The organism is Haloactinopolyspora alba (assembly GCF_003014555.1).
GTDB lineage: Bacteria > Actinomycetota > Actinomycetes > Jiangellales > Jiangellaceae > Haloactinopolyspora > Haloactinopolyspora alba.
On record NZ_PYGE01000008.1, the window covers coordinates 1 to 20,447 of the forward strand.

12 protein-coding genes are annotated in these 20,447 nt (G+C 70.6%); 5 read left to right on the top strand and 7 right to left on the bottom strand.

Going from position 1 to position 20,447, the window contains the following annotated elements; genetic code table 11:
• Both CLV30_RS12285 and CLV30_RS12290 read right to left on the bottom strand, forming a co-directional pair.
• The coding region (locus CLV30_RS12285; protein ID WP_106537675.1) for a ThuA domain-containing protein at positions 1-3,477 on the bottom strand (3,477 nt) is incomplete at its 3' end.
• Positions 3,478-3,567: 90 nt separating this feature from the next.
• Positions 3,568-4,536, bottom strand: coding sequence for a multicopper oxidase domain-containing protein (locus tag CLV30_RS12290; RefSeq protein ID WP_205740665.1), 969 nt, complete (start codon positions 4,534-4,536; stop codon positions 3,568-3,570).
• A gap of 358 nt (positions 4,537-4,894) precedes the next feature.
• Between CLV30_RS12290 and CLV30_RS12295 the strand changes: the two genes are divergently transcribed.
• Positions 4,895-6,106 carry an ROK family transcriptional regulator gene (locus CLV30_RS12295; RefSeq protein WP_106537522.1) on the top strand — a complete coding sequence of 404 codons (1,212 nt, stop codon included), beginning with the start codon at positions 4,895-4,897 and terminating at the stop codon, positions 6,104-6,106.
• Between the two features lie 3 nt (positions 6,107-6,109).
• On the opposite strand, the gene CLV30_RS12300 is transcribed toward CLV30_RS12295, so the two are convergent.
• Positions 6,110-8,254 (bottom strand): acyltransferase family protein, encoded by a 2,145-nt coding sequence (locus CLV30_RS12300; RefSeq protein ID WP_106537523.1) that lies wholly within the window; start codon positions 8,252-8,254, stop codon positions 6,110-6,112.
• A gap of 194 nt (positions 8,255-8,448) precedes the next feature.
• Between CLV30_RS12300 and CLV30_RS12305 the strand changes: the two genes are divergently transcribed.
• Positions 8,449-10,998, top strand: coding sequence for a glycosyltransferase (locus CLV30_RS12305; protein ID WP_165358533.1), 2,550 nt, complete (start codon positions 8,449-8,451; stop codon positions 10,996-10,998).
• Here the strand turns inward: CLV30_RS12305 and CLV30_RS12310 are convergent.
• Positions 10,986-12,014, bottom strand: a complete 1,029-nt coding sequence (locus tag CLV30_RS12310) for a class I SAM-dependent methyltransferase (RefSeq protein ID WP_106537525.1) — start codon at positions 12,012-12,014, stop codon at positions 10,986-10,988. The genes CLV30_RS12305 and CLV30_RS12310 overlap by 13 nt on opposite strands.
• A 277-nt stretch (positions 12,015-12,291) precedes the next feature.
• Between CLV30_RS12310 and CLV30_RS12315 the strand changes: the two genes are divergently transcribed.
• Positions 12,292-14,328 carry an FG-GAP-like repeat-containing protein gene (locus CLV30_RS12315; RefSeq protein ID WP_106537526.1) on the top strand — a complete coding sequence of 679 codons (2,037 nt, stop codon included), beginning with the start codon at positions 12,292-12,294 and terminating at the stop codon, positions 14,326-14,328.
• Between the two features lie 8 nt (positions 14,329-14,336).
• Here CLV30_RS12315 and CLV30_RS12320 read toward each other — a convergent pair whose 3' ends face one another.
• Positions 14,337-14,771 carry an Rrf2 family transcriptional regulator gene (locus CLV30_RS12320; protein WP_106537527.1) on the bottom strand — a complete coding sequence of 145 codons (435 nt, stop codon included), beginning with the start codon at positions 14,769-14,771 and terminating at the stop codon, positions 14,337-14,339.
• 124 nt (positions 14,772-14,895) lie between these two features.
• Between CLV30_RS12320 and CLV30_RS12325 the strand changes: the two genes are divergently transcribed.
• Positions 14,896-15,648 (top strand): SDR family NAD(P)-dependent oxidoreductase, encoded by a 753-nt coding sequence (locus CLV30_RS12325; protein ID WP_106537528.1) that lies wholly within the window; start codon positions 14,896-14,898, stop codon positions 15,646-15,648.
• A 28-nt stretch (positions 15,649-15,676) separates the two neighbouring features.
• Here CLV30_RS12325 and CLV30_RS12330 read toward each other — a convergent pair whose 3' ends face one another.
• Complete coding sequence (locus CLV30_RS12330; RefSeq protein ID WP_106537529.1) at positions 15,677-17,641, bottom strand: glycosyltransferase; 1,965 nt, start codon at positions 17,639-17,641, stop codon at positions 15,677-15,679.
• Between the two features lie 98 nt (positions 17,642-17,739).
• Between CLV30_RS12330 and CLV30_RS12335 the strand changes: the two genes are divergently transcribed.
• Positions 17,740-19,164 carry a glycosyltransferase family 2 protein gene (locus CLV30_RS12335; RefSeq protein WP_106537530.1) on the top strand — a complete coding sequence of 475 codons (1,425 nt, stop codon included), beginning with the start codon at positions 17,740-17,742 and terminating at the stop codon, positions 19,162-19,164.
• On the opposite strand, the gene CLV30_RS12340 is transcribed toward CLV30_RS12335, so the two are convergent.
• Complete coding sequence (locus CLV30_RS12340; RefSeq protein WP_165358534.1) at positions 19,149-20,396, bottom strand: class I SAM-dependent methyltransferase; 1,248 nt, start codon at positions 20,394-20,396, stop codon at positions 19,149-19,151. The two genes, CLV30_RS12335 and CLV30_RS12340, sit on opposite strands and share 16 nt — an antisense overlap.
• Positions 20,397-20,447 lie beyond the last annotated feature (51 nt).

Here is a 20,447-nt window from a genome sequence, read left to right on the forward strand (position 1 = left end):
CGAACCATCCGGACGCAACTCGAACTCACCACCAGGAGCCTGACTCCACCCCTGCAGCGACTCCGCCGTCCCATCGAAAATCGCCTCGTAGCCGGTGTGCTCGCTGGTGCCGATGATCGACCTGGCAGCGGCGCGGGAGATCGTGCCCTTGTCACGACCGCTGATCACGCCGTCCTGTTGCAACCGGCGGACCGTGTCGTTGACGTGCCGCACGAACGAGCCGTGGTTCGACCAGTTGCTCTCGTCGTCGATCAGGTTGTTGATCGTGCAGCCCTCACCGACGACGTGGTTCGGCACGCCGGTGTCGGTGTCGCCGATCCACACGTTGTCCCGGTCGTCCGGCACCATGCAGCCGACGTTGACCTCGACCTCGGTGGTCATCGTCTCGCCGTCGGCGTAGGTGACGGTGAGCGTGGCGGTGTAGGTGCCCACGGCCTCGTAGGTGTGCCGCGGGTTGGCCTCCTGCGACGTGGCGCCGTCGCCGAAGTCCCACTCGTAGGACACGCCGCCGGAGCGCTCGCCGTTGAAGGCCATCGTCAACGGCTTGTTCTGCACCGCCGTCGCGGACGCGGACGCCGTCGGCGTGGCCGGGCCACCGGTGTAGGTGATCCGGATCAGCTTCTGGTTGTCCGTCAGGCTGAAGAAGCCGCCGCCGTAGTCGAGCATGTACAGCGCGCCGTCCGGGCCGAACTTCGAGTCCATCATCCAGCTCTGCAGCTCGTTGCTGCCGCCGCCGGCGCGGATGATGTGCCGCAGGTCCTCGGCGAACAGCGGCGGAGCCGCGTCTTCGATACCGTTCGGGTCGGGCATCACCGCGACGCGGTTGTTCGGGTTGGTCTGGTCACCGATGAGCCACTTGTCCTCCCAGTACGACGGCCAAGCGACACCACTGTCGGTGTTCACCTCCGCACGGTGGTAGGTCGGGCCGCTCATGATCGCCTGGCCGCCGCCGCGCAGGTACGGCTGCGTGTAGGTGACGTCGTCCTCGTCGTAGGTCGGCACACCGCTACCGTCTTCACGGTCCGGATAGACGGGGCCGCCGCCGCCCGGCGAGTACCAGATCATGTTGTCCCGCGCGTCCGGGATGTCCACCAGTCCGGTGTTCCGCGGCGACGTGTTCTTCAGGTCGTCGCAGTCGTACCAGTTGGTCAGGATCGACGCGTCCTCGTTGCTCCGGTTGCGGTAGGGCTGCCGGTTGCCCATGCAGTACGGCCAGCCCTGGTTCCCGGCCGACGTGATGATCGTCGCGGTCTCGTACTTCGCTGGTCCCAGCTCGGGGTCCGGCGCGAACGCGTCCGGTCCGACCCAGGCCGCCTTGAGCCAGTCCGTCTCCGGGTCGATGCTCAGCGTGGAGATGTTGCGCACGCCCATCACGTAGATCTCCGGACGCGTCTTGTCACCCGGGTCCTCGGACTCGGGGAACAGGTTGCCCTCGGGGATCGTGTAGGTGCCGTCGTCCTCCGGGTGGATCCGCAGGATCTTCCCGTTCAGGTTGTTCGTGTTTCCGGAGGTGCGGCGCGCGTCCTGGAACGACACGCCCTTGTAGTCCTTGGTCCAGTTGTTGCCCGAGTAGCCGCTGGAGCCCCGCGACGAGTTGTTGTCGCCGGATCCGACGTACAGGTTGCCCTTGGAGTCGAAGTCCATGCCGCCGCCGGCGTGGCAGCAGCTGTGGATCTGGGTGTCCCACTGCAGTAGGTCCTTGCGGCTGGCCATGTCGATCGACTGGGTCTCGAAGTCGTAGGTCAGCCGGGAAACCGTGCGCTGACCGATCCGCTGTTCCTTGTCGATGGACTCGTAGGGCATCCACATGATGTAGATCCACCCGTTGTCCTGGAAGTCCGGGTCGAGCGTGATGCCGACCAGGCCCTCCTCGGTCTTGATGAGCTCGTCGCCGCTGCCGCGGTTGCCGAACACGTCGAGAGTGCTGAGGAGCTTGACGTCCTTGGTCTCGGGGTTCCACTGGTGGATCGTGCCGCAGCCGAGGCCGACGTTCTCGTCCTCCCAGTCCGGGATCGGCCCGGACGGGCAGGCGGCCTTGCCGATGTAGAAGACGGTGCCGTCGGGCGCGATGTCGAGCCCGTGCGGCTCACCGATCTGGTCCAGCTGGCCTTCCTTGTTCTCCGCGGTCAGTCGCTGGATCTCGTAGTTCGAGCCGATGGTGGCCTGGCAGTCGCCGCGGACCATGCCCGTCGTCCACTGGATCGCCCCCAGCAGGTGGCTGCGGAACTTCTCCTCGGCGTAACTGTCCGCGGTGCCGCCCATGCCGGTGTAGAACGACCGTCCGCCGTCATAGTCGCGGCACCACGAAATCGGGTGGAACGCGCCGTTGGCGCCCTCGCCCGGGTCGTAGGTCTTCTCCTGCACCTGCGCGATCGTGTGCACCTCGCCGATCGGGTTCGGCGACCAGTTGAGCCACTTGTCCGAGCGGGTCCAGTTCGTCGGCAGCCCGTCGTTCGCCGGGTGCTGGCGGTCGACCAGGCTGACGGTCGCCTCCTGCACCGGGATCTCGGGCGGCGGCTCAGTGGCGGCGCCGGCGAAGAACTGCAGCTCGGCCAGCTGGGTCAGGCCGTCACCGGCGTTGGCGGTGATGTCCAGCCGGTAGTACTGGAAGGCCTGGTCGTTCTCGAACTCGTAGTCCTTGGTCAGGAACCGGCCCGGGAAGTCCTGACCGCTGCGGGAGTCCAGGTCCGTCCAGGTCTGTCCGTCCGTCGAGCCCTGCAGGGTCCAGTCCTGCGGGTCGCGGCCGGCGAAGTCGTTGGCCGACGTGAGCGCGTACTGCGACACCGCTGCGGGCTCGGTGAGCTGCACGGTGATCGTCGCGGTCGGGTTGAACGTCAGCCACTTGGTGCCGTCGTCACCGTCGGCCAGGTTCGCCGCGACCTCGTTCGGCGGGTTCTCCCCAGTCGCGGTGACCTCGGCGACGTCCTCGGGGTCCGGCAGGCTGCCGACCGGCCGCGTGCCGATCAGGCCGGTGAACCACTCGGAGCGTTCCTGTGCCTTCGCGGCGTCACGGATCCCGAGGAACCCGCCGCCGTCCTCGATGTAGGCCTCGAGCGCGTCCTCCTGGCTCGCGTTCAGCCCGGCGCCGGCGGCGGACAGGAAGACGACGCCGCGGTAGTCGCTCAGGTTCTGCTTCGAGAACACCGACGGATCGGTGGACTCTTCGACGGCGAAACCGTGTTCGGCGCCGAGATCCTTGATCGCCTGGGTCGCCTGCCCGACGGGATCGTCCTGGTCGCCGGCCGCGCCGTGGTACACGAGCACGTTCACCGGGCTCGTGTCGGCCTTGCCCGCGGACTCACCGGACGACGTCCCGGAGTCCCCCGGCCGCTCGGGCCGCTCCGGCTGTCCCTGAGCCGGCAGCGCCGACAATCCGAGAGCGAGCGCCGCGCTGGTCGAGAACACCATCGCGCGCCGCCACGGTCTGGTTCGGATGCGCCCTGCGCCGTCCGAACGGAAGAGACGTCTGCGTCCCATCGCTACTCCTTCACTTCGTGGTGCGGCCCTTGCCCCGTGCCGTGGTTTCGGCCCATCCCCCGTGCTCGGCTGTAGCTGGTCTGCGGAGGTCTACTCGCCGTGGTTGTGGTAGCGGTCGATCGCTTCCTGAGCGCCCTCAGGCATGCTGCCGTCCTCGTTGCGGACCAGGAAGATCCCGGCCATCCCGTCGTCCGCGTGGACCTGAACGTGGCAGTGGTACATCCACGCGCCCGGGCCGACTCCTTCGCCCGCGATCACCTGGAAGCCGAACGAGCTGCCGGGGTTCAGGTCCTTGTTGTCGATCACCTGGCTGGGGTCGTTCGGGCCCTCCAGCAGGCCGGTGCGGTTGTCGGCCCAGCGGTGTGCGTGCAGGTGGAAGGTGTGGAACCAGTTGCTGCCGTGCCCGATGGCCAGGAACTCGACGCGCTCGCCGAGGTTGGCCTCCAGGATCGGCAGGTCGGGGGCGATCCTGTTGTTGACCGTCATTTCGTTGAACACGATCGTGAACTGCCGGTCCGGCAGCACGTCGCCCTTGCGGCGCACGATCAGGCCGCCGTAGAGGCCGCGGAGGATGCCTCCCGTCCCGTGCGGGGTGCCGTAGGCGTGGTCGTGGTAGTGCCAGTAGCCCGCACTGCCCGGCTGCCACGTGCGCCCCGGGCCCGGCGACTGCGTACGGGTGCGCCAGATGTACGTGCGGGTCTCGCCCGGCTCGTTGAACGAGTCGTTCAGCGGACTGCCGTCGGAGTCGACGTCGTAGTCCACTCCGTGCGGGTGGATGGACATCCGCACGCCGGTGTTGTTGACGAGCTCGATCTCGAGCGTGTCACCTTCCGTGATCTCGAGAAGCGGCCCGGGAACCGTGGCCTCGCCGGGGGCGAGGCCGTAGCCGAGATCGCCGTTGGGCAGCTCCTCGGCGTACATGGTGATCCGGTGAGTCTCGCCTCCTCCGGCGGCGCCGCGGCCGGGTGCGGTGTCCGGTGGCGCCGTGTCGGGAGGCGCAGCACCGGCGCTCGAAGCGACGGCAGGTACGGCGACGCCTGCGGCGGCGCCGGCCAACATGGAACGACGGGAAAGTTGAAGCCCCAGCCCGTTACTCCGAATGTGCTTGTCAACCATCGGGTCTCCATTCGGTCTTCCCGGCTGTGCCGCCGGGGAGAACAGCGGTCGGACGCGCGCCGATACGGAGGTGCACCGAGACGCCGGAACCGGTGCGGCAACGTTGTCGCACCTGCCGTACGGACCCAGCGGCCGTCAGTGACGCTCCATGTTGCGGCACATTAGGGGGACTTTTGCGCGCAAGTCAACCTAAAGTTTCATTTGTTTCAGCCAAATGACGGCGCTGGACCGTTAGAAGCGCTTACTCTTCTACGATCGCCATGTACGAAGGAGCGACGAGAACGGTCAGAAACGGCAGGTCATGACTCGGCACGTCACCCACGGACCGCACCCGGTGTCCGGAACGTCGGCGCTGTTCCAACTGCTGCGCGACGGCCGGCCGCGCACTCGCGCGGAGCTCGTCTCCGAGACGCGCCTGGCTCGATCGACCGTCTCCGAGCACCTCGAGACCCTGCTGGCGTCCGGGTTCCTGAAGCGAGCGGACACGGCACGCTCCACCGGCGGGCGCCCGCCGACCACGTTCGCCATCAACCACGCCGCACGCGCCGTGCTCGCCGTCGACATCGGCGTCACCCACGCGCACCTGGCCGTCACCGACCTCTCCGGGCGGATCCTCGTCGACGAGGAGCACGAACTGGACGTCTCGAGCGGTCCCGACACGGTGCTGGCGGACGTCTGCCACCGCGGACGCGCGCTCGTCCGGCGCTCGGGATACGGCGAGGACGAGCTGATCGGTGTCGGCGTCGGCCTGCCCGGACCGGTCGAGCACGCCACCGGGCGGCCGACCCGCCCGCCGCTGATGCCGGGCTGGGACGGCTTCGACGTCCCCGGCTTCGTTCATGAGCACCTGAGCGTACCCACACTCGTTGACAACGATGTCAACGTGATGACCGTGGGCGAACAACGGACCCAGTGGCCGGAGGTGCCGAACCTGCTGTACGTCAAGGTCGCCACCGGCATCGGCAGCGGCCTGATGACCGACGGCCACCTGCACCGGGGCGCACAGGGCGCCGCCGGCGACATGGGCCACGTCCAGGTGCCGCACAGCGCCGACGTCCCGTGCCACTGCGGGAACGTCGGCTGCCTCGAGGCGATCGCCGGCGGCGCCGCCCTCGCGGCACGCCTGAACACGCCGGACCTGCCCGTCACGACCAGCGCGGAGCTCGTCGAGCTCGCCCGCGGCGGCTCGGCCGGGGTGCTCAAGGCGTTGCGCCAGGCCGGACGCGACATCGGCGACGTCCTCGCGACCGCGGTGAGCCTGTTCAACCCGTCCGTGATCGTCATCGGCGGGTCGCTGTCGCAGGCGGGCGAGCAGCTGATCGCGGGCGTCCGCGAGGTCGTCTACCAGCGCTCGCTGCCACTGGCCACTCAGGACCTGCGGATCGTGCGCTCACGCGCCGGTGAGCGTGCCGGTGTCGTCGGCGCCGCCGTCATGGTGATCGACGATCTCCTCGCGCCGGCGAACATCGACTCACAGCTGTCCCGGGGCGGCGCCTCGGTGCCGTCGCGGTGAGCGTCAGTCCCGAAGGACGTCGGTCAGCGCCGCGTCGACCCGCGGCGTCAACGACTCGACGTACGTGCCGGTCAGGTGTGAGCCTTGACGGTACACGAGCGTGTTGCCGATGACCGGCGGGCAGGTGTCACCGGGGCAGATGTAGTCGCGCACGTCGACGGCGTCGATCCCTTCCGCCTGCTCGAGGGCCGGCAGCTGTGCCCTGGCCCCGCCGACGGTCTCCGCCCGTGCCCGCGAGAACCCGCAGGCGCCGAGATCGTCCTCGTGGGTGGCGACGCACTCCATGACGTCCAGGAGCGGGTTCGGGTTGTCGACCATGACGACGACCTCCGTCCCGGCGTCCTCGAGGCCCTCCCACGACTCGACGAGCCCGTCCACCATCGCCTCGGTCGCGTCGCCGTCGACACCGTAGGCCGACGATGCGACCTGCGACGTCAGCACGTAGTCGATGGTGTCGTCCTCGGTCAGCGCATCGAAACGGCGGTCGTTGTAGTCGGCGCACCAGTGGTTGGCCGCGTCCTCGTACTCGACGTCCACCCCGACCAGGGGGCAGGCGCTCTTCAGGTACGTCACCAGCCGCCAGCCGCGCTCGTCGGCGATGCGCTCCAAGGCGGGCAGCCACTGGTGCATCTTGGAGTCGCCGGCCACCGCGACGGTGGTCTCGGCGTCGCGAGGGCCGTAGGTGCACGACTCGAGGTCGGTGCCGACGATCGTGCTGATACAGGTCTCGCCGTCCAGGTCCGCGACGTCGTCGGGCGCGTCGAGTACCGCGGGCACCATGGCATCGACGCTGTCCGGCGGCTCGTACTCCGCAGGGTCGTCGGACAGTACCGCAGCACCCGCGGCCTCGCGCCCGTCGACCTCCGGCGTCTTCGGGATCGCGGTCGACACCGTGACCGCAGCTGCGACGCCGACCGCCGTGCACGCCACGCCCAGTACGCCGGCCCGCCACGGGAACCGGGCGAACGCCGGCGCGTGGTGGATGGGCGCCTCCACGAGGCGGTACGTCAGCCACGCCGGCACGGCGGAGAACCCCACGACGACGACGCCGATGGCCACCGGCAGCGTTCCGTCGTCCCCGCCCCACAGCACGGCCGCGCCGACCAGTAGCGGCCAGTGCCACAGGTACAGCGAGTACGACAGCGTGCCGATGTCGCGCATCGCGCCGGTGTCGAGCAGCGCTCCCGCCGGCGTGCGGTGCCCTGCCGTGCCCGCCGCCAGCACGGCAGCCGCACCCAGCGTGGGCACCAGGGCCGCCGCGCCGGGAAACGTCGTCCCGGAGTCGAAGCTCACCGCCGCGTACCCGATCGCGGCCAGGCCGAGCACGCCGAGCACCCGCGCCGTCACGGCCGGTATCCGGATCAGGCGGTGCGCCACGATCGCGAGCGCCGCACCGATGGCCAACTCCCACAGCCGTGTCGTGGAGACGAAGTACGCTCGTCCCGCGTTCACCTCGCTGAGGTAGATCGACCACAGCAGCGACGGCACGCCGATCGCGGCGATCCCGGCCAGCAGCACCTTGGTCAGCGGCAACCGGTACCGCCGCTGCACCCACAGCACCAGCAGGATCAGCACCGGCCAGACCACGTAGAACTGTTCCTCGACGGCCAGCGACCAGAAGTGCTGCACCACACTGGGCGCATCGTTCGCGGCCAGATAGTTCACGGACTGCTCGGCCAGCCGCCAGTTCACGACGTACAGCGCGCTGGTGCCGATGTCCCAGGCCGCCGACGACCACCGGGTCACCGGCAGCACGATGATGGTCACGGCCCCGACCGACCCCAGAACCACCGCCGTCGCCGGCAGCAGCCGCCGCGCGCGACGGGCCCAGAACCGCGACAGGCTCAGCCGCCCGGTGCGGCCGATCTCGCGGTCGATCAGTCCGGTGATCAGAAACCCGGAGATCACGAAGAACACGTCGACGCCGACGAATCCGCCGGTCAGGAACGGCACTCCGGCGTGGAAACCCAGCACCAGCATGACCGCGACGGCGCGCAGGCCCTGGATGTCGCCGCGGTAGCCGGCGGAGTCGGCGCCGGCCGGGGTGTGGCCGTCGGACACCGGCTGGGCCTCGGCCCGCGGGCTCGCCCCCGGAGGTGCCGGAGGAGGAGGCACGGGACGCGTCGCCGCGACAGGTGTGTCGTGCATCTGCCTAGTCCGTAACCCCGGGTCGACGAGCCTGCGCGTCCGTGTGCCTTTCGACGTATCGCAACAGTCTAGACGAGCGCTCGTGTCGCCCCCTGTGCCCGATGGCCGCGAACCCGCTAGATTGGCGCCCGGTCGCCGAGAGCCCGATCACGAGACCCGCCTACCGAGGACCGCCGAGAGCCGAGGACACGACGATGCCGGAGGATGGCGCGTACGAGAGATGGCCGGCGCTGTCGCACGCCACCGACTGGGGCGAGCACAGCGTCCAGCTGTTGGACGACTACCTCGCCATCGCGCGGCACCGTGGCGTCGCGACCCTCGAGCGCACGGCGTTGCGGACGAAGAGCTTCGCTGCCCGGCACCTGTTCGCCCACGCCGCCACCTCCGGTGCCGCCACGTATGCCGAGCTGGTCGACGCCGTCCGCGCCCATCGTGCTCGCGGCGGAGCCGGTGACCCGGAACTGCCGTGGCTCGACCCGGCGTGGGCGATTCCGCTGGCCCGGGTCGTCGGATTCCAGAACCTCGAATCCGACGACACCGACGTGGCGGTGGCGATCATGTCAGCGGTGCACGACGCCAGCGGGCTCGAGCCGTTCACGTCCGTGCACCAGAAGGCATACGCGGAACTACTCTACCAGGCCGGCGAGCACGCACGGCTGCGCACGTTACTGCGCAAGCTCACCGGGCTGCGTGAACACACCGCGCGGCATCTGCACGCCGACCTGCTCAACCCGTTCCGGTCCGGCAAGCCGGGGAGCCGGCGTCGCTGGCTGCGCTCGTTCAACCGGATCTTCCGCGGCGCCCGGCTCGAACCCGTGACGCTGCGCAGCCGCGGCGACACGCCGTTCGACCGGGTGGAGTGCGCGGCCGGACCACCGGTCGACGGCCCCCCGGTCACTGTCATCATGACGTCGTACCAGCCGGACGAGAGCCTCGTCACGTCTGTGCGCTCGATTCTCGCCCAGACGTGGCGCAACCTCGAACTGTTGATCGTCGACGACGCGTCCGGCGCGGAGTTCGACCCGCTGCTCGAGCGCTGTACCGCCCTCGACCCGCGCGTGCGGGTGATCCGTCAGCCCCTCAACGGTGGCACGTACCTGGCGCGTAACGCCGGACTGGACGCCGCCACCGGCACGTTCGTCACGTTCCAGGACTCGGACGACTGGTCGCATCCGCGTCGCGTCGAGCATCAGGTGCGGCCGCTGCTCGACGACCCGAACATGCTCGCCACCCGCAGCCTGTCGGTCCGGGTCAACGAGAATCTGGTGTTCAACCGTCCTGGGTACGAGCCGACACGGGCGAACGCGTCGTCGTTGATGTTCCGGCGCCGCGAGGCGATGGAGACGGTCGGCTACTTCGACTCCGTCCGCAAGGGCGCCGACACCGAGTATCACCGCCGCCTGATGCTGACCGCGCCGGAGTGCTGCCACGACGTGCCCGAGCCGCTCGCGCTGGTCCGGATGGCCGACGTGTCGCTGTCCCGCGCCGACTTCTCGTTCGGGTGGCATCACCCGGCCCGCCACGCCTACCAGACCACGTACGGGCACTGGCACGAACGCGTCGCCGCGGGCGACGACAGCTGCTACGTACCCAACGACGTGCGCGCCCGCGCCGTGCAGGCGCCGTCGCGCTTCGACCGGCACATCCCGGGGCGCCCGAACCGCTCGCAACATTACGACGTCGTCTTCCTCAGCGAATGGCGTCGCTACGGCGGTCCACAACGCTCCATGATGGAGGAGATCCGCGCGCTGACCGCCCGCGGCCTGCGCGTCGGAGTGGCGCACATGGAAGCGTTCCGGTTCATGACCTCGCGTGCCGATCCGCTGTGCACGCCGCTGCTCGAGTTGGTCGATCAGGGCGTGGTCGACCTGGTCCAGCTCGACCAGGGTGCGCGGATCTCGTTGCTGATCATCCGATACCCACCGGTGCTGCAGTTCCCGCCGTCCACGCCGACGGACATCCGGGTCGACCGAGCGCTGATCCTGGCGAACCAGGCGCCGTCCGAGCGTGACGGGTCCGACCTGCGCTACACCGTCCGGGCATGCGAGCAGACGGTCCGCCAGCTGTTCGGCGTCGAGTGCACGTGGGTGCCGCAGGGGCCCATCGTCCGCCGCGCCCTCGAGGACAGGGTGGCGGCGGAGCGCCTCGCCGGCTACGACATGCCCGGCATCCTCGACCTGGACGAGTGGGCCACCACCCGGGACCGGTTCCGCAGCGACCGGCCCGTGCTCGGCCGGCTCAGCCGCGACACCGCGATGAAGTGGCCGGACGACCAGGACGTGCTGTTCGACGTGTACCCGGACGACGACGAGTTCGACGTGCGCGTCATGGGCGGCAAGCACACGGTACGGCGCATCACCGGAAGTTCGGCGGTCCCGGACAACTGGCTCGTCTACGACCAGGACGAGATCCCGGCCCGCCAGTTCCTGTCCCAGCTGGACTTCTTCGTCTACTTCCACCACCCGCAGTGGCAGGAGGCGTTCGGCCGCACCATTCTCGAAGCGATCGCGACCGGGTGCGTGGCGATCCTCCCGCCGCACTTCCGCGACCTCTTCGGCGACGCCGCCGTCTACTGCGAGAGCACCGAGGTGCGCGACACCGTCCGCCGCTACTACAAGGACCAGGAGCGCTACCGCGAGCAGGTTCGGCGCGGGTACCGGTTCGTGCAGGAGACCTTCAGCCACGACGCCTACGCGCGTCTCGTCCGTGACATCGGCGCCGGCAGCAGTGGTCAGGCGCGGTAGCGCAGCACCAGCTGCCGCCCCTGCACCGGCGCCATCGTCTCCAGCCCGGGCAGGTCACGCTTCCACCGCGCCGCGCCACGGTCGTCCGCGGAGTCATCCACGACGATCAGCGCGTCCGCGGTCAGCCGTGCCCACAGTCCGTGCGGCGGGCGGCCGCCGCCGGGCACGCCGTCGGGGCCGACGACGACCATGTCGACGTCGTCGAGGCCCGCCATGACCTCGCCGGCACCCGTGCTCAGCGCCTCCGCGCCGACGACGCGGACGGTGACGAGGGCGTCGAGGCCGTGCGCGCCGACGGTCGCTCGGGTGCGCTCGGCACGCTCGGGCTCGTGGTCGAGCGAGACCAGGCGGCCGCTGCCCGCCTGCCGCAGAGCCGACCCGATCCAGGCCGTCGACGTGCCGCTGCCGAGCTCGACCACGACGGCAGGCTTCTCCCGCTCGACCAGGTCGACCACGGTCAGCAGGCCCGTCGGCGCCGTCGCGGCACGCTCGGACGCGGGCATCGGGGCGATCGGCCGTACCCGCTGGAACAGCTCGAGCAGCGCCTCGACCTCGCGGACCTGTTCGTTCGCGAGCGAGCGCGCCAACTGCGGCGACGTGGCCACCTGGGCCGACTCGGCACCGACGGCGTGGTCGACGTACCCGGCGACCGGCGCGGTCGCCCGCGCCGCGGCGCCGACGCGTAGTTCTCGCAGTGCGTCGACGGTCTCGGCGTGCCGGTCGGCCGCTTCGAGGCGCCCAGCCTCGATCGAGGCCATCAGCCGCCGGCTCAACGCGTCGAAGCGGCTGCGCGGCGTGGCGTCCGTGGAACCCCGCCCCCGGTCGTCCGTGCGCCGGCCTTCGGACGTCTGCTGCTTGATCCTGCGGGCGATCGGCCCGAGCCGCCGCCGGATGTCCAACAGCACGAGCAGCACGGCCAGGATCAGCACGCCGCCGGCCGCCATGGCCCATCGGGTCAGCCCACCGACCGCCGCGACCGCGACCGCGACCGCCAGAACGGCGCCGGAGGCGACCATGAGGTACTGCCTCCGCGTCTCCCCCAACGTGCGTGCCAGCCGCGACACCACCGCGCGCAAGCGCCCCGCTCGCCCCGGACCAGTCCCCACGACGGTTGCCTCCGATCTTTCCCCACCCAGACGACAGGCGTGACCCTACCCATCGCCCCTACTTGCCTCGGCAGAACTGCGAACTGCCAGGTCGGCGGGCTGCACCCCGAACCTGCCGCTGTTACGATTTGCCGGACTTTTCGTCGCCACGTTCGACAGTGCGGGAGGATACCGGTTGCGTCGGACGATGTCTGCCCTGGCCTCGGCCGGCCTGGTTCTCGCCTCCGCAACCGCCGTTACGGCCGAGGCGCGGGCCTCCGAGCGCGACCGGCGCGCGCCCGCCGCAGCGGCCGGCGACGTGGTGAGCGTGGCCGACCATCGGTCCGGGAACGACGACGCCGCGGCCATCGAGGCGGCGATCGCCGCCTCGGACACCGGCGACACGGTGTTCTTCCCGGCCGGGGAGTACGTCCTGGACCGGCCGTTCCGTTTCGCCTCGGACCGCACGTATCGCGGCGCCGACGGTGCCACCGTCCGCTCCGCCGACGCCGACGGGCTGACCATCGCGCACACCGCGGCGACACCGCTGCGCGACGTGACGATCCGCGGCCTGACGTTCGACAACGTCCGGATCACGCTGACCGGCACGGCGCGGTACAGCTCGTTCCGGAACGTCACCTTCCTGGGCTGCCGGTTCGAGGGCGGGCACGAGTCGGCGGAGTGGTCCGATCCCTACCTGCGCCTGACCTACACCGAGGGCGTCACCGTCGACTCCTGCGAGTTCCTGCGCTCGGCCGGACACGGAGGCCGCGGCGTCATGGCCCGCACGACCAGGCTGACGGTGATCAAGGACTCCTACTTCGGCACCACGCGCGACCTGACGCCCGGCGTGCCGTACGGGCACTTCCGCACCGCGATCAACATCTCCGGTTACGACACCGCACGGAAGGCGGGCAGCCAGGGCACGGTCGTCGACGGCAACGTCTGGCGGCGCACGCCGGACCCGCGAGTGCCGGCCGCGTGCGAGCAGTGCCAGGACCACGGCCTCTACGCGTGGGGCACCGACCGCCTGTTCGTGGTGGGCAACCACGCCGACGGGTGGGACACGACGGCGGCCGGCGGCGCACTGAAGCTGCGGAACCAGGAGGACACGTTCGTCCTGGGTAACTCGCTGTCGAGGTCCGGGATCCTCACCTACGTCTACGACAGCGACGACATGCCACGTCATCTCAGGCGGATGGTCATCCGCGGCAACACCATCGACGTCGCCCGCGGCCACCGTTGCCGCGGCGCCTACTGCGGCATCAGCTTCTGGCGCAACTTCACCGGGGACGGACGGTACGAGCAGGGCGTGCGCATCACCGGGAACAGGTTCACCGACGGTGGTTCCATCCGGATCTCCCGCGGACGCGGTTCCCGGTTCTGCGTCGAGGGCAACGCCAACGCCTCGGTCCGGCAGAGCGCCACCCGCGGAGTGCGCCGCGACTGCTCGCCGCCGCCAGCATGGACGCGGCCGCTGGCCGGCCTGCATCGGGGCGATTTCAACGGAGACGGCGCTGAGGACTTCGTGCACCACGTCCGGCCCGACGACGCCCGCGGCTACTGGCGCGCGCACCTGAGCGCAGGCGACGGCTTCACGTCGGCCCGCTGGCCCGCCGACCCGTACACGTCCGCGCGCACGTCGGCGTACGGCGTCCAGGTCGGGGACTTCGACGGCGACGGCTTGGACGACCTCACGTACGCGGGCTACTGCGGCGACCGGGTGCCCTGCTGGCGGATGCACCGCAGCACCGGAACACGCTTCGAGCCGGCCACCGAGTGGGGCGCGGACGTCTATCCCAGCGGTGAGACCCGCCGGTACGGATTCGCCGCCGGCGATTTCGACGGCGACGGCCGCGACGACCTGGTCGCACGCGGATACTGCGGCGACCGGGAGCCGTGCTGGCGGTTCCAGCTGAGCACCGGCTCCGGGTTCGCCGCCCACGACGCGGGAGGCGACGCACGGCTGGGCGACGGCCGCGTCACCTCCGAGTTCATGATCGGCGACTACGACGGCGACGGCCGCGACGACGTCGCCTACTTCGGCCGCTGCGGCGACGACGCCCGCACCCGGTGGCGGTTCCATCTGTCCGACGGCGACGGCTTCGACGTCCGCTGCTCGCCGTCGGCGACGCTGCACCCACGAGCGCCGAAGATGTCGCGCACGGCGGACGGGCGGTTCTGGCCGTCCGCCGTCGGTCGGGCACAGCTGCGCGACGGGACCCAGGCGCCGTCGCGCAAGTGACGCCCCGGCTAGCGCGGCACCGCGAGGACGTCCAGGAGCACGTCCTCCATCGTGACGCGGGCCAACTCGGCTCTCAGCGTCTCCTCGATGCCCCCGTAGATGTGCTGCATCGCCGGCCGGATGCCGTAGCCCACCACGCACCCCTGGTCCGGCGTGGCGCGGTGCATCGCGAACAGCGGACCGGGCTCCACCGCGTCGTACACGTCGAGCAGAGTGATCGACTCCAGCTCCCGCGTTAGCGACCAGCCGGCGCCCACGCCACGCCGGGACTCCACGAGCCCCGCCTTGCGTAGCTCGCCGAGCAGGCGCCTGATCACCACGGGGTTGGTGTTCGCGCTGGTTGCGATCTGCTCGGACGTGGCCACGTCGTGGCCCTGACGCTGGTAGAGGCCGATCCAGGCCAGCGTGTGAGCGGCGATGGTCAATCTGCTGTTGGCGCTCACGAACCCTCCCCTCGGCCGTAACGCGCCATGTTACAACGCCCTGTCGTAACAACAACAGTTGCGACATTATGTCGTAACAATTACAGTTACGACCACTGAATGATCGAACGACAAGGTGGGAAGAATGAACGAACCGCTCACTGGCAAGGTCGCCCTGGTCACCGGAGGATCCCGCGGATTGGGAGCCGCCACCGTCAGGCTCCTGGCCGAGCAGGGCGCCGACGTCGGGTTCACCTACGTCAGCTCGGAGAAGCAGGCACAGGCCGTGGTCGACGAGGTACGCGGCACGGGCGCGAAGGTCGCGGCCTTCCGGTCCGACCAGGCGGACACGAGCAGGGCGCCGGCGCTGATCGACGAGGTGGTCGCGTACTTCGGCGGCCTGGACATCCTCGTCAACAACGCGGCGATCTCGGTGGAGCAGGGCCGCACGGTGGACGATCCGGACGCCGACACGGCCGCGCTGGACCGCATGCACGCCACGAACTACCTCGGCGTGATCGCGATCATCCGTGCCGCCTCCCGGGTGCTGCGCGCCGACGGGCGCATCATCACGGTGAGCTCGGGATTCGGTACCCGGGTCGGCATCCCCGGCGTCGCCGACTACTCGGCGACCAAGTCCGGAATCGAGCGGTACACCACAGGCGTCGCTCGCGACCTCGGACCCCGGGGCATCACGGCCAACGTGGTGGAAGCCGGACTGATGGAGAGCGAGATGACAGCACCTCCCGAGATCCTCGAGGCGCTGCTCGGCCTGCTGTCGCTACAGCGGATGGGCCATCCGCGGGAGATCGCCGCCGCGATCGCCTTCCTGGCGAGCCCTGCCGCCTCGTACGTCACGGGCGCCGTGCTGGACGCCCACGGCGGGTACAACGCCTGACCCGAGGGCCAGTCCGTGACAGCCCGGGCTAAACCGCCCGGAGTGCGTCGGCGTCGAACCAGCTGCGCGGCACCGCCGTGCGGGCCGGTCCGGCGCCGACGATCCCGGGAGGCGGCACGAACCCGGGCCACTGATCGATGTCGCCGCGCACGAAGTACTCGACACCCGGATCCCAGGTGTGGCCCTCCGCGGCGCGGTACACCATGAGGCCGAGTCCGTGACCACGGTAGATCGAACCGCCGGAGTCGGTGACCGCGCGGGCGATCGCGGTGTCCAGGCCACGGTGGATCGGCCGCCACCCGCCGATCGAGCGCAACGTGTGCGCCGCGATCAGCAACGCCGCACCGGGCACCCGGTTGGCGAAGCGGTTGCCGCTGGTCTTGTGCCGCCGGATCGTCAGATCGAGCGCTTCGAGGTACATGAACTCGGCGCCGGCGCCGACCAGGTCGGCGCGGGAGTACTCGGCCGCGTGCACGAGGTCGGTGACGTGGTGACGGCTGTACCAGTCGTCGTCGTCCATCTTCAGCAGCAGATCGCCCGCGGCCATGGAGCACAGGTCGTTGAGCGCCTCGCCGAACGGCCGGTCCGCGTCGACCTCGGCGACCACAAGTGCTCCCCGGTGGGTGCGCTCGAGCTCGTGCACTCTGGGGTCGTCGCGCGAGAACCCGTGCAGGCCGAGTACGAGTTCGATCTCCGGCCAGTCCTGGCCGCCCACCTGCTCGGCGATCCGCGGCACGAGATCCGGCCGTCGGGTGGCGACGACCACCGACACCGCCGGCGGGGCCGGCGCCCAGAGCCCACTGCGGCGCGCGAGCGCCGCCCACCGGCGCCGGGCGCCGTGGCGCTCGAACGCCGCGCGGCGGATCGCCATGCAGTACGCCTCACGCCGGACCGGGTCGGTCAGCTCCTGCGCGGTCACCGACTCGAACGCGGCACCGAGCTCAGCGCCGACGAGCCGGCGCACCGTGTCGCTCAACTCGCCGACCAGCACCGGCAACGCCGCGCATGCCGCCTGGACCAGAAAGGCTGCATGCCGGACCGGTCCACCGTGAGCACGCGGGTCGTCGTGCACGACCCAGTAGCTGCGCGCGTGTTCCACGACCCGTTCGCTCAGGCCCGACCAGTCGTCGAACCATGCGCTCTCGCGGCCGCGGCCGTCGTCCAGAACCATCTGGCGGCGCTCGCCGCGGCGCACACATCGCAGCCGGGTCTCCGAGCGGGTCGGATCGCCGACGAACCCGATCGGACCGAGCGTGTCGGTGTCGACGGGCGGCACGACGTCCCGGGCGTGACTCGCGGTGACGAACCGTTCGATCTCCGGGCCCGGCGCGTCCACCAGGTCGGTCCAGTGTGGTTCGCGCGCCCGCGAGCCGACGTCGAGCACCTTCGGATGCCCGCCCTCGTCGCCGGAGGCCGAGCGGGCCAGCACGACGTCCACCGGACTCGGCTCACCGTCGGCGGGCTCCGGCGTACCCGCGGCGAGCAGACGGGCCGACGGGTCGCCGCAGGCCCACGTCATCGTCTCGCGCGCGTCGTCGGCCACCCCGATCCGCAGGCCGCCCGCCGGTCGCTTGAACAGCGTGGTCCCGCCGGCGAGGAACGCGGCGAGCGCGTCGCCCAGGGTGAGATAGCCCTTGAAGTGCACGGTCAGCCGCGCGTGCGGGACCGGCTTGCTGACAGCCTCGCGCTGGGCGGAGGTGACCGTACGCAGCCCGACCGGCGCCACCGGCAGCCGCAGCACGCCCGGGCGCGGATGGCCACCGACGACCAGCTCGAACGCCTTCGACCGGGTCGTCATGCTGGCCAGTTGCGGTAACACCGCTCGGAGCGCGGTCACCGAGTCGGCGACGACGAGCACCCGGCCCCAGGTGGCGTCGCCGAGCCACTCGTCCGGGAACGTTCCGGAGAAATCCACCACCGTGTCGCACTCACGGCCGCCCACGTGGTTCACGAGTGCATCGTCGGTCGCGACGAGCAGACCCAGTACGCTCACGGCCCCACATTCCCAACGGCTTCGGAGTCCGTCGAACGATACCCGAGCGTTGTCGCTAGAGTCTGGCACCGGTCACGCCACGTCACAGGAGAGCTCACATGATCACGACCCCGGTCCGTTCCGCCGCGGCGCGGAACGACTGGCGCAGTCTCGATCCGCGTCCACTCGGCAGCCCCGCACACACCCCCGTGTCGGTCAGCGTCGTCGTGCCCGCCCACGGCTGCCAGCCCGAACTGGACCTCACCCTGGCCGCACTGGCCGCGCAGAGCCATCCTGCGAGCCTGATCGGTGTCGTCGTGGTCGACGACCGTTCCGAGCCGCCGCTGACGCTGCCCGACCTGCGCCCCGAGAACACCGAGCTCGTCCGGGTGGAGGGCGGCGGCCACGGCTCCGGACGCGCCCGCGACATCGGCGCACGCCACGCCGAGGGCGACGTCGTGCTCTTCCTCGACGCGGACATCATCGCCGATCACCACCACCTCGAGGCGCACGCACGCTGGCACGAGATCACCGACGACGCTGTGGTCCTCGGGTTCCGCGACTTCGTGGACGTCACCGGAGTCACGCCGGCGGCGACGCACGACGCGGTCGGGCGCGACACGATGGCAAGTCTGGTCGACGGCCGTGAGCGCGAGCCGCATTCGTGGATCGAGCAGCTGCTCGAGAAGACGGACGACCTGCTCCACGACCGCGAGGACCTGTGGCGGGCCGTCGTCGGCGCGAGTGTCTCGACTCGGCGTGACTTCTACCAGGAGGTCGGCGGATTCGCGCACTTCCCGCGCCGGGGGATCGTCGACACCGAGTTCGGCTATCGGTGTTTCACCGGCGGCGGCCTCATCGTCCCGGAGCGCCACGCGCGCAGCCTGCATCAGGGCCAGCGGTCGTTCGCCACCCGCGGGCCCGAGATCGCCCAGCGCCGGGCGCCGCTGATCGCGAACCACATCGCCAACCCGCGGTACCGCACGCCGATCGGCGGGCGGCAGTGGGCCGTGCCGTACGTCCACGTCATCGTGCCGCCGAGCACCGCGCCGTTCATGACCGCGCGCTACACCGTCGACGACATCCTCGCCAACGATCACGACGACCTCACCGTCTCCGTCGTCGTCGATCCCGACGGTGACGACGCCGACCTCTACGCGGACTACTGGCAGGCAGACGGCCGGGTGCGTCTGGTCGAGCAGGCGCCGGCGTCCGGGTTCCCGAGTCCTGCGACGATGATCGTTCCGGTCGGTGCCCGGCTGACGAGCACCGCGGTCGGTTCGCTGCTGGACCGCCTGCGCACGTGGCGGCAGGGTCTGCTGAGCATCAGCGTGACCGGGGTCGACGCGCCGCTGGAGATGTGGGCGACGCGGGCGCTGAGCCGGGTGCGACGCGCCGATCCCGCGGCCGAGCGCCCGGTCCGCGAAACGGCGCGTGAGCTGTTCGGCGAGACCTGGGTCGCCGGCTCGGATCACGGCGTCGGAACCCGTTCAGGAGCCTCCGACCGGCACTTCAAGGACGGCAGGTTTCACGCGGGCCGGTAGGTCAGCATCGCCGCACGGTCGACCGGCTCGCCCTCGCGCGTCAGCCCGGGTGTCTGCGCCAGCCACGCCTCGGTCGCCTCCTGCTCCTCCGAGCGATCGACGTCGTCGACCACGATCTTCGCGCCTGGGGCGAGCACCGGGGCGAGAACAGGAACGGCCGGGTAGCGCGCTTGCGGCCCGCTGGAGCGCGGCGGCCCGTCGACCACCAGGAGCTCGATGTCCTTGATGTCTGCGACCGCGTCGCGGTCGTACCAGACGAAGCTCTCCCGCCCGAGCTCCAGGTCCGTCAACGCGGCCGTGCGCACCTCCGCGACCTCGCTGAGTCCGTGCTCGTCGAGCAGACGGCGGGTCTCGGCGGCGAAGCGTTCGTCGTGCTCCAGAGCGACCACACGCCCGGCGCCCAGGGCCCGTACCGCGTAGGCCAGCCACACCGTGGACGCGCCGCTGCCGCACTCCACGATCATCGCCGGGCGTTCGCGCTCGACCAGGTTCACCAGCCGGAGCAGCGTGGTCGGCTCCATGGCCCAGCCGCCGGTCTGCGGCAGTGGTGCCCGCGCATCGACCCGCTCCACGAGCTGGAGCAGCGCCTGGACCTGGCGCACCGGCTCGTACTCGAGCCTGGCGATGTGCTCACGGATCATCACCTGACGGCGTTTGCCGGCCTGCTCGGCCTCGTCGATCTTCGCCACCGTCGCGTCACGGACGTCGGTGACCGTCCCGCGGACACGGTCGACACCGTCGCGGACGTCGTCGCGGGCGCCCATCAGGTCGGCACGCACCCCGCCGAGATCTCCGCGCACGCCGATGATCTCCTCGTGCACCCGGCCGAACTCGTCCACCAACCGGACGTGCCGCTCGGCGGCCGCGAGGCGTTCCTGGGCGATTCCGGTCGCGGCCTTCTCTCCGGCCGCCTCGACCCGGTCGGCGGCGGCGGCGAAAGCGGTCGACAGCGAGCGCGCCGCCTCGTCGGCCGACGCCCCGACCTTGTCCGGGAGCTTCTTCAACCGGTTGATCTTCCCGGCATCGCGCGACTGCTGGCGCGCGACGTCGCGCAGGCGGCGGGCGACCTCACCCTGCCGCCGCCGGACGTCCATCAGGACGACGAAGATTCCGGCCAGCAGCAGCCCCAGCCCGCCGACGGCCAGGTCGGTGCTTCCGGCGAGTCCGGCGACAGCGACAAGGAGACCCAGCACCGCGGCCGCCGCGACGGCAGTGAGTTGACGGCTCGTCATGCCCAACACGAATCCTGCCCAACCTTCCACACTCGGCGTCGGCGTGAGACT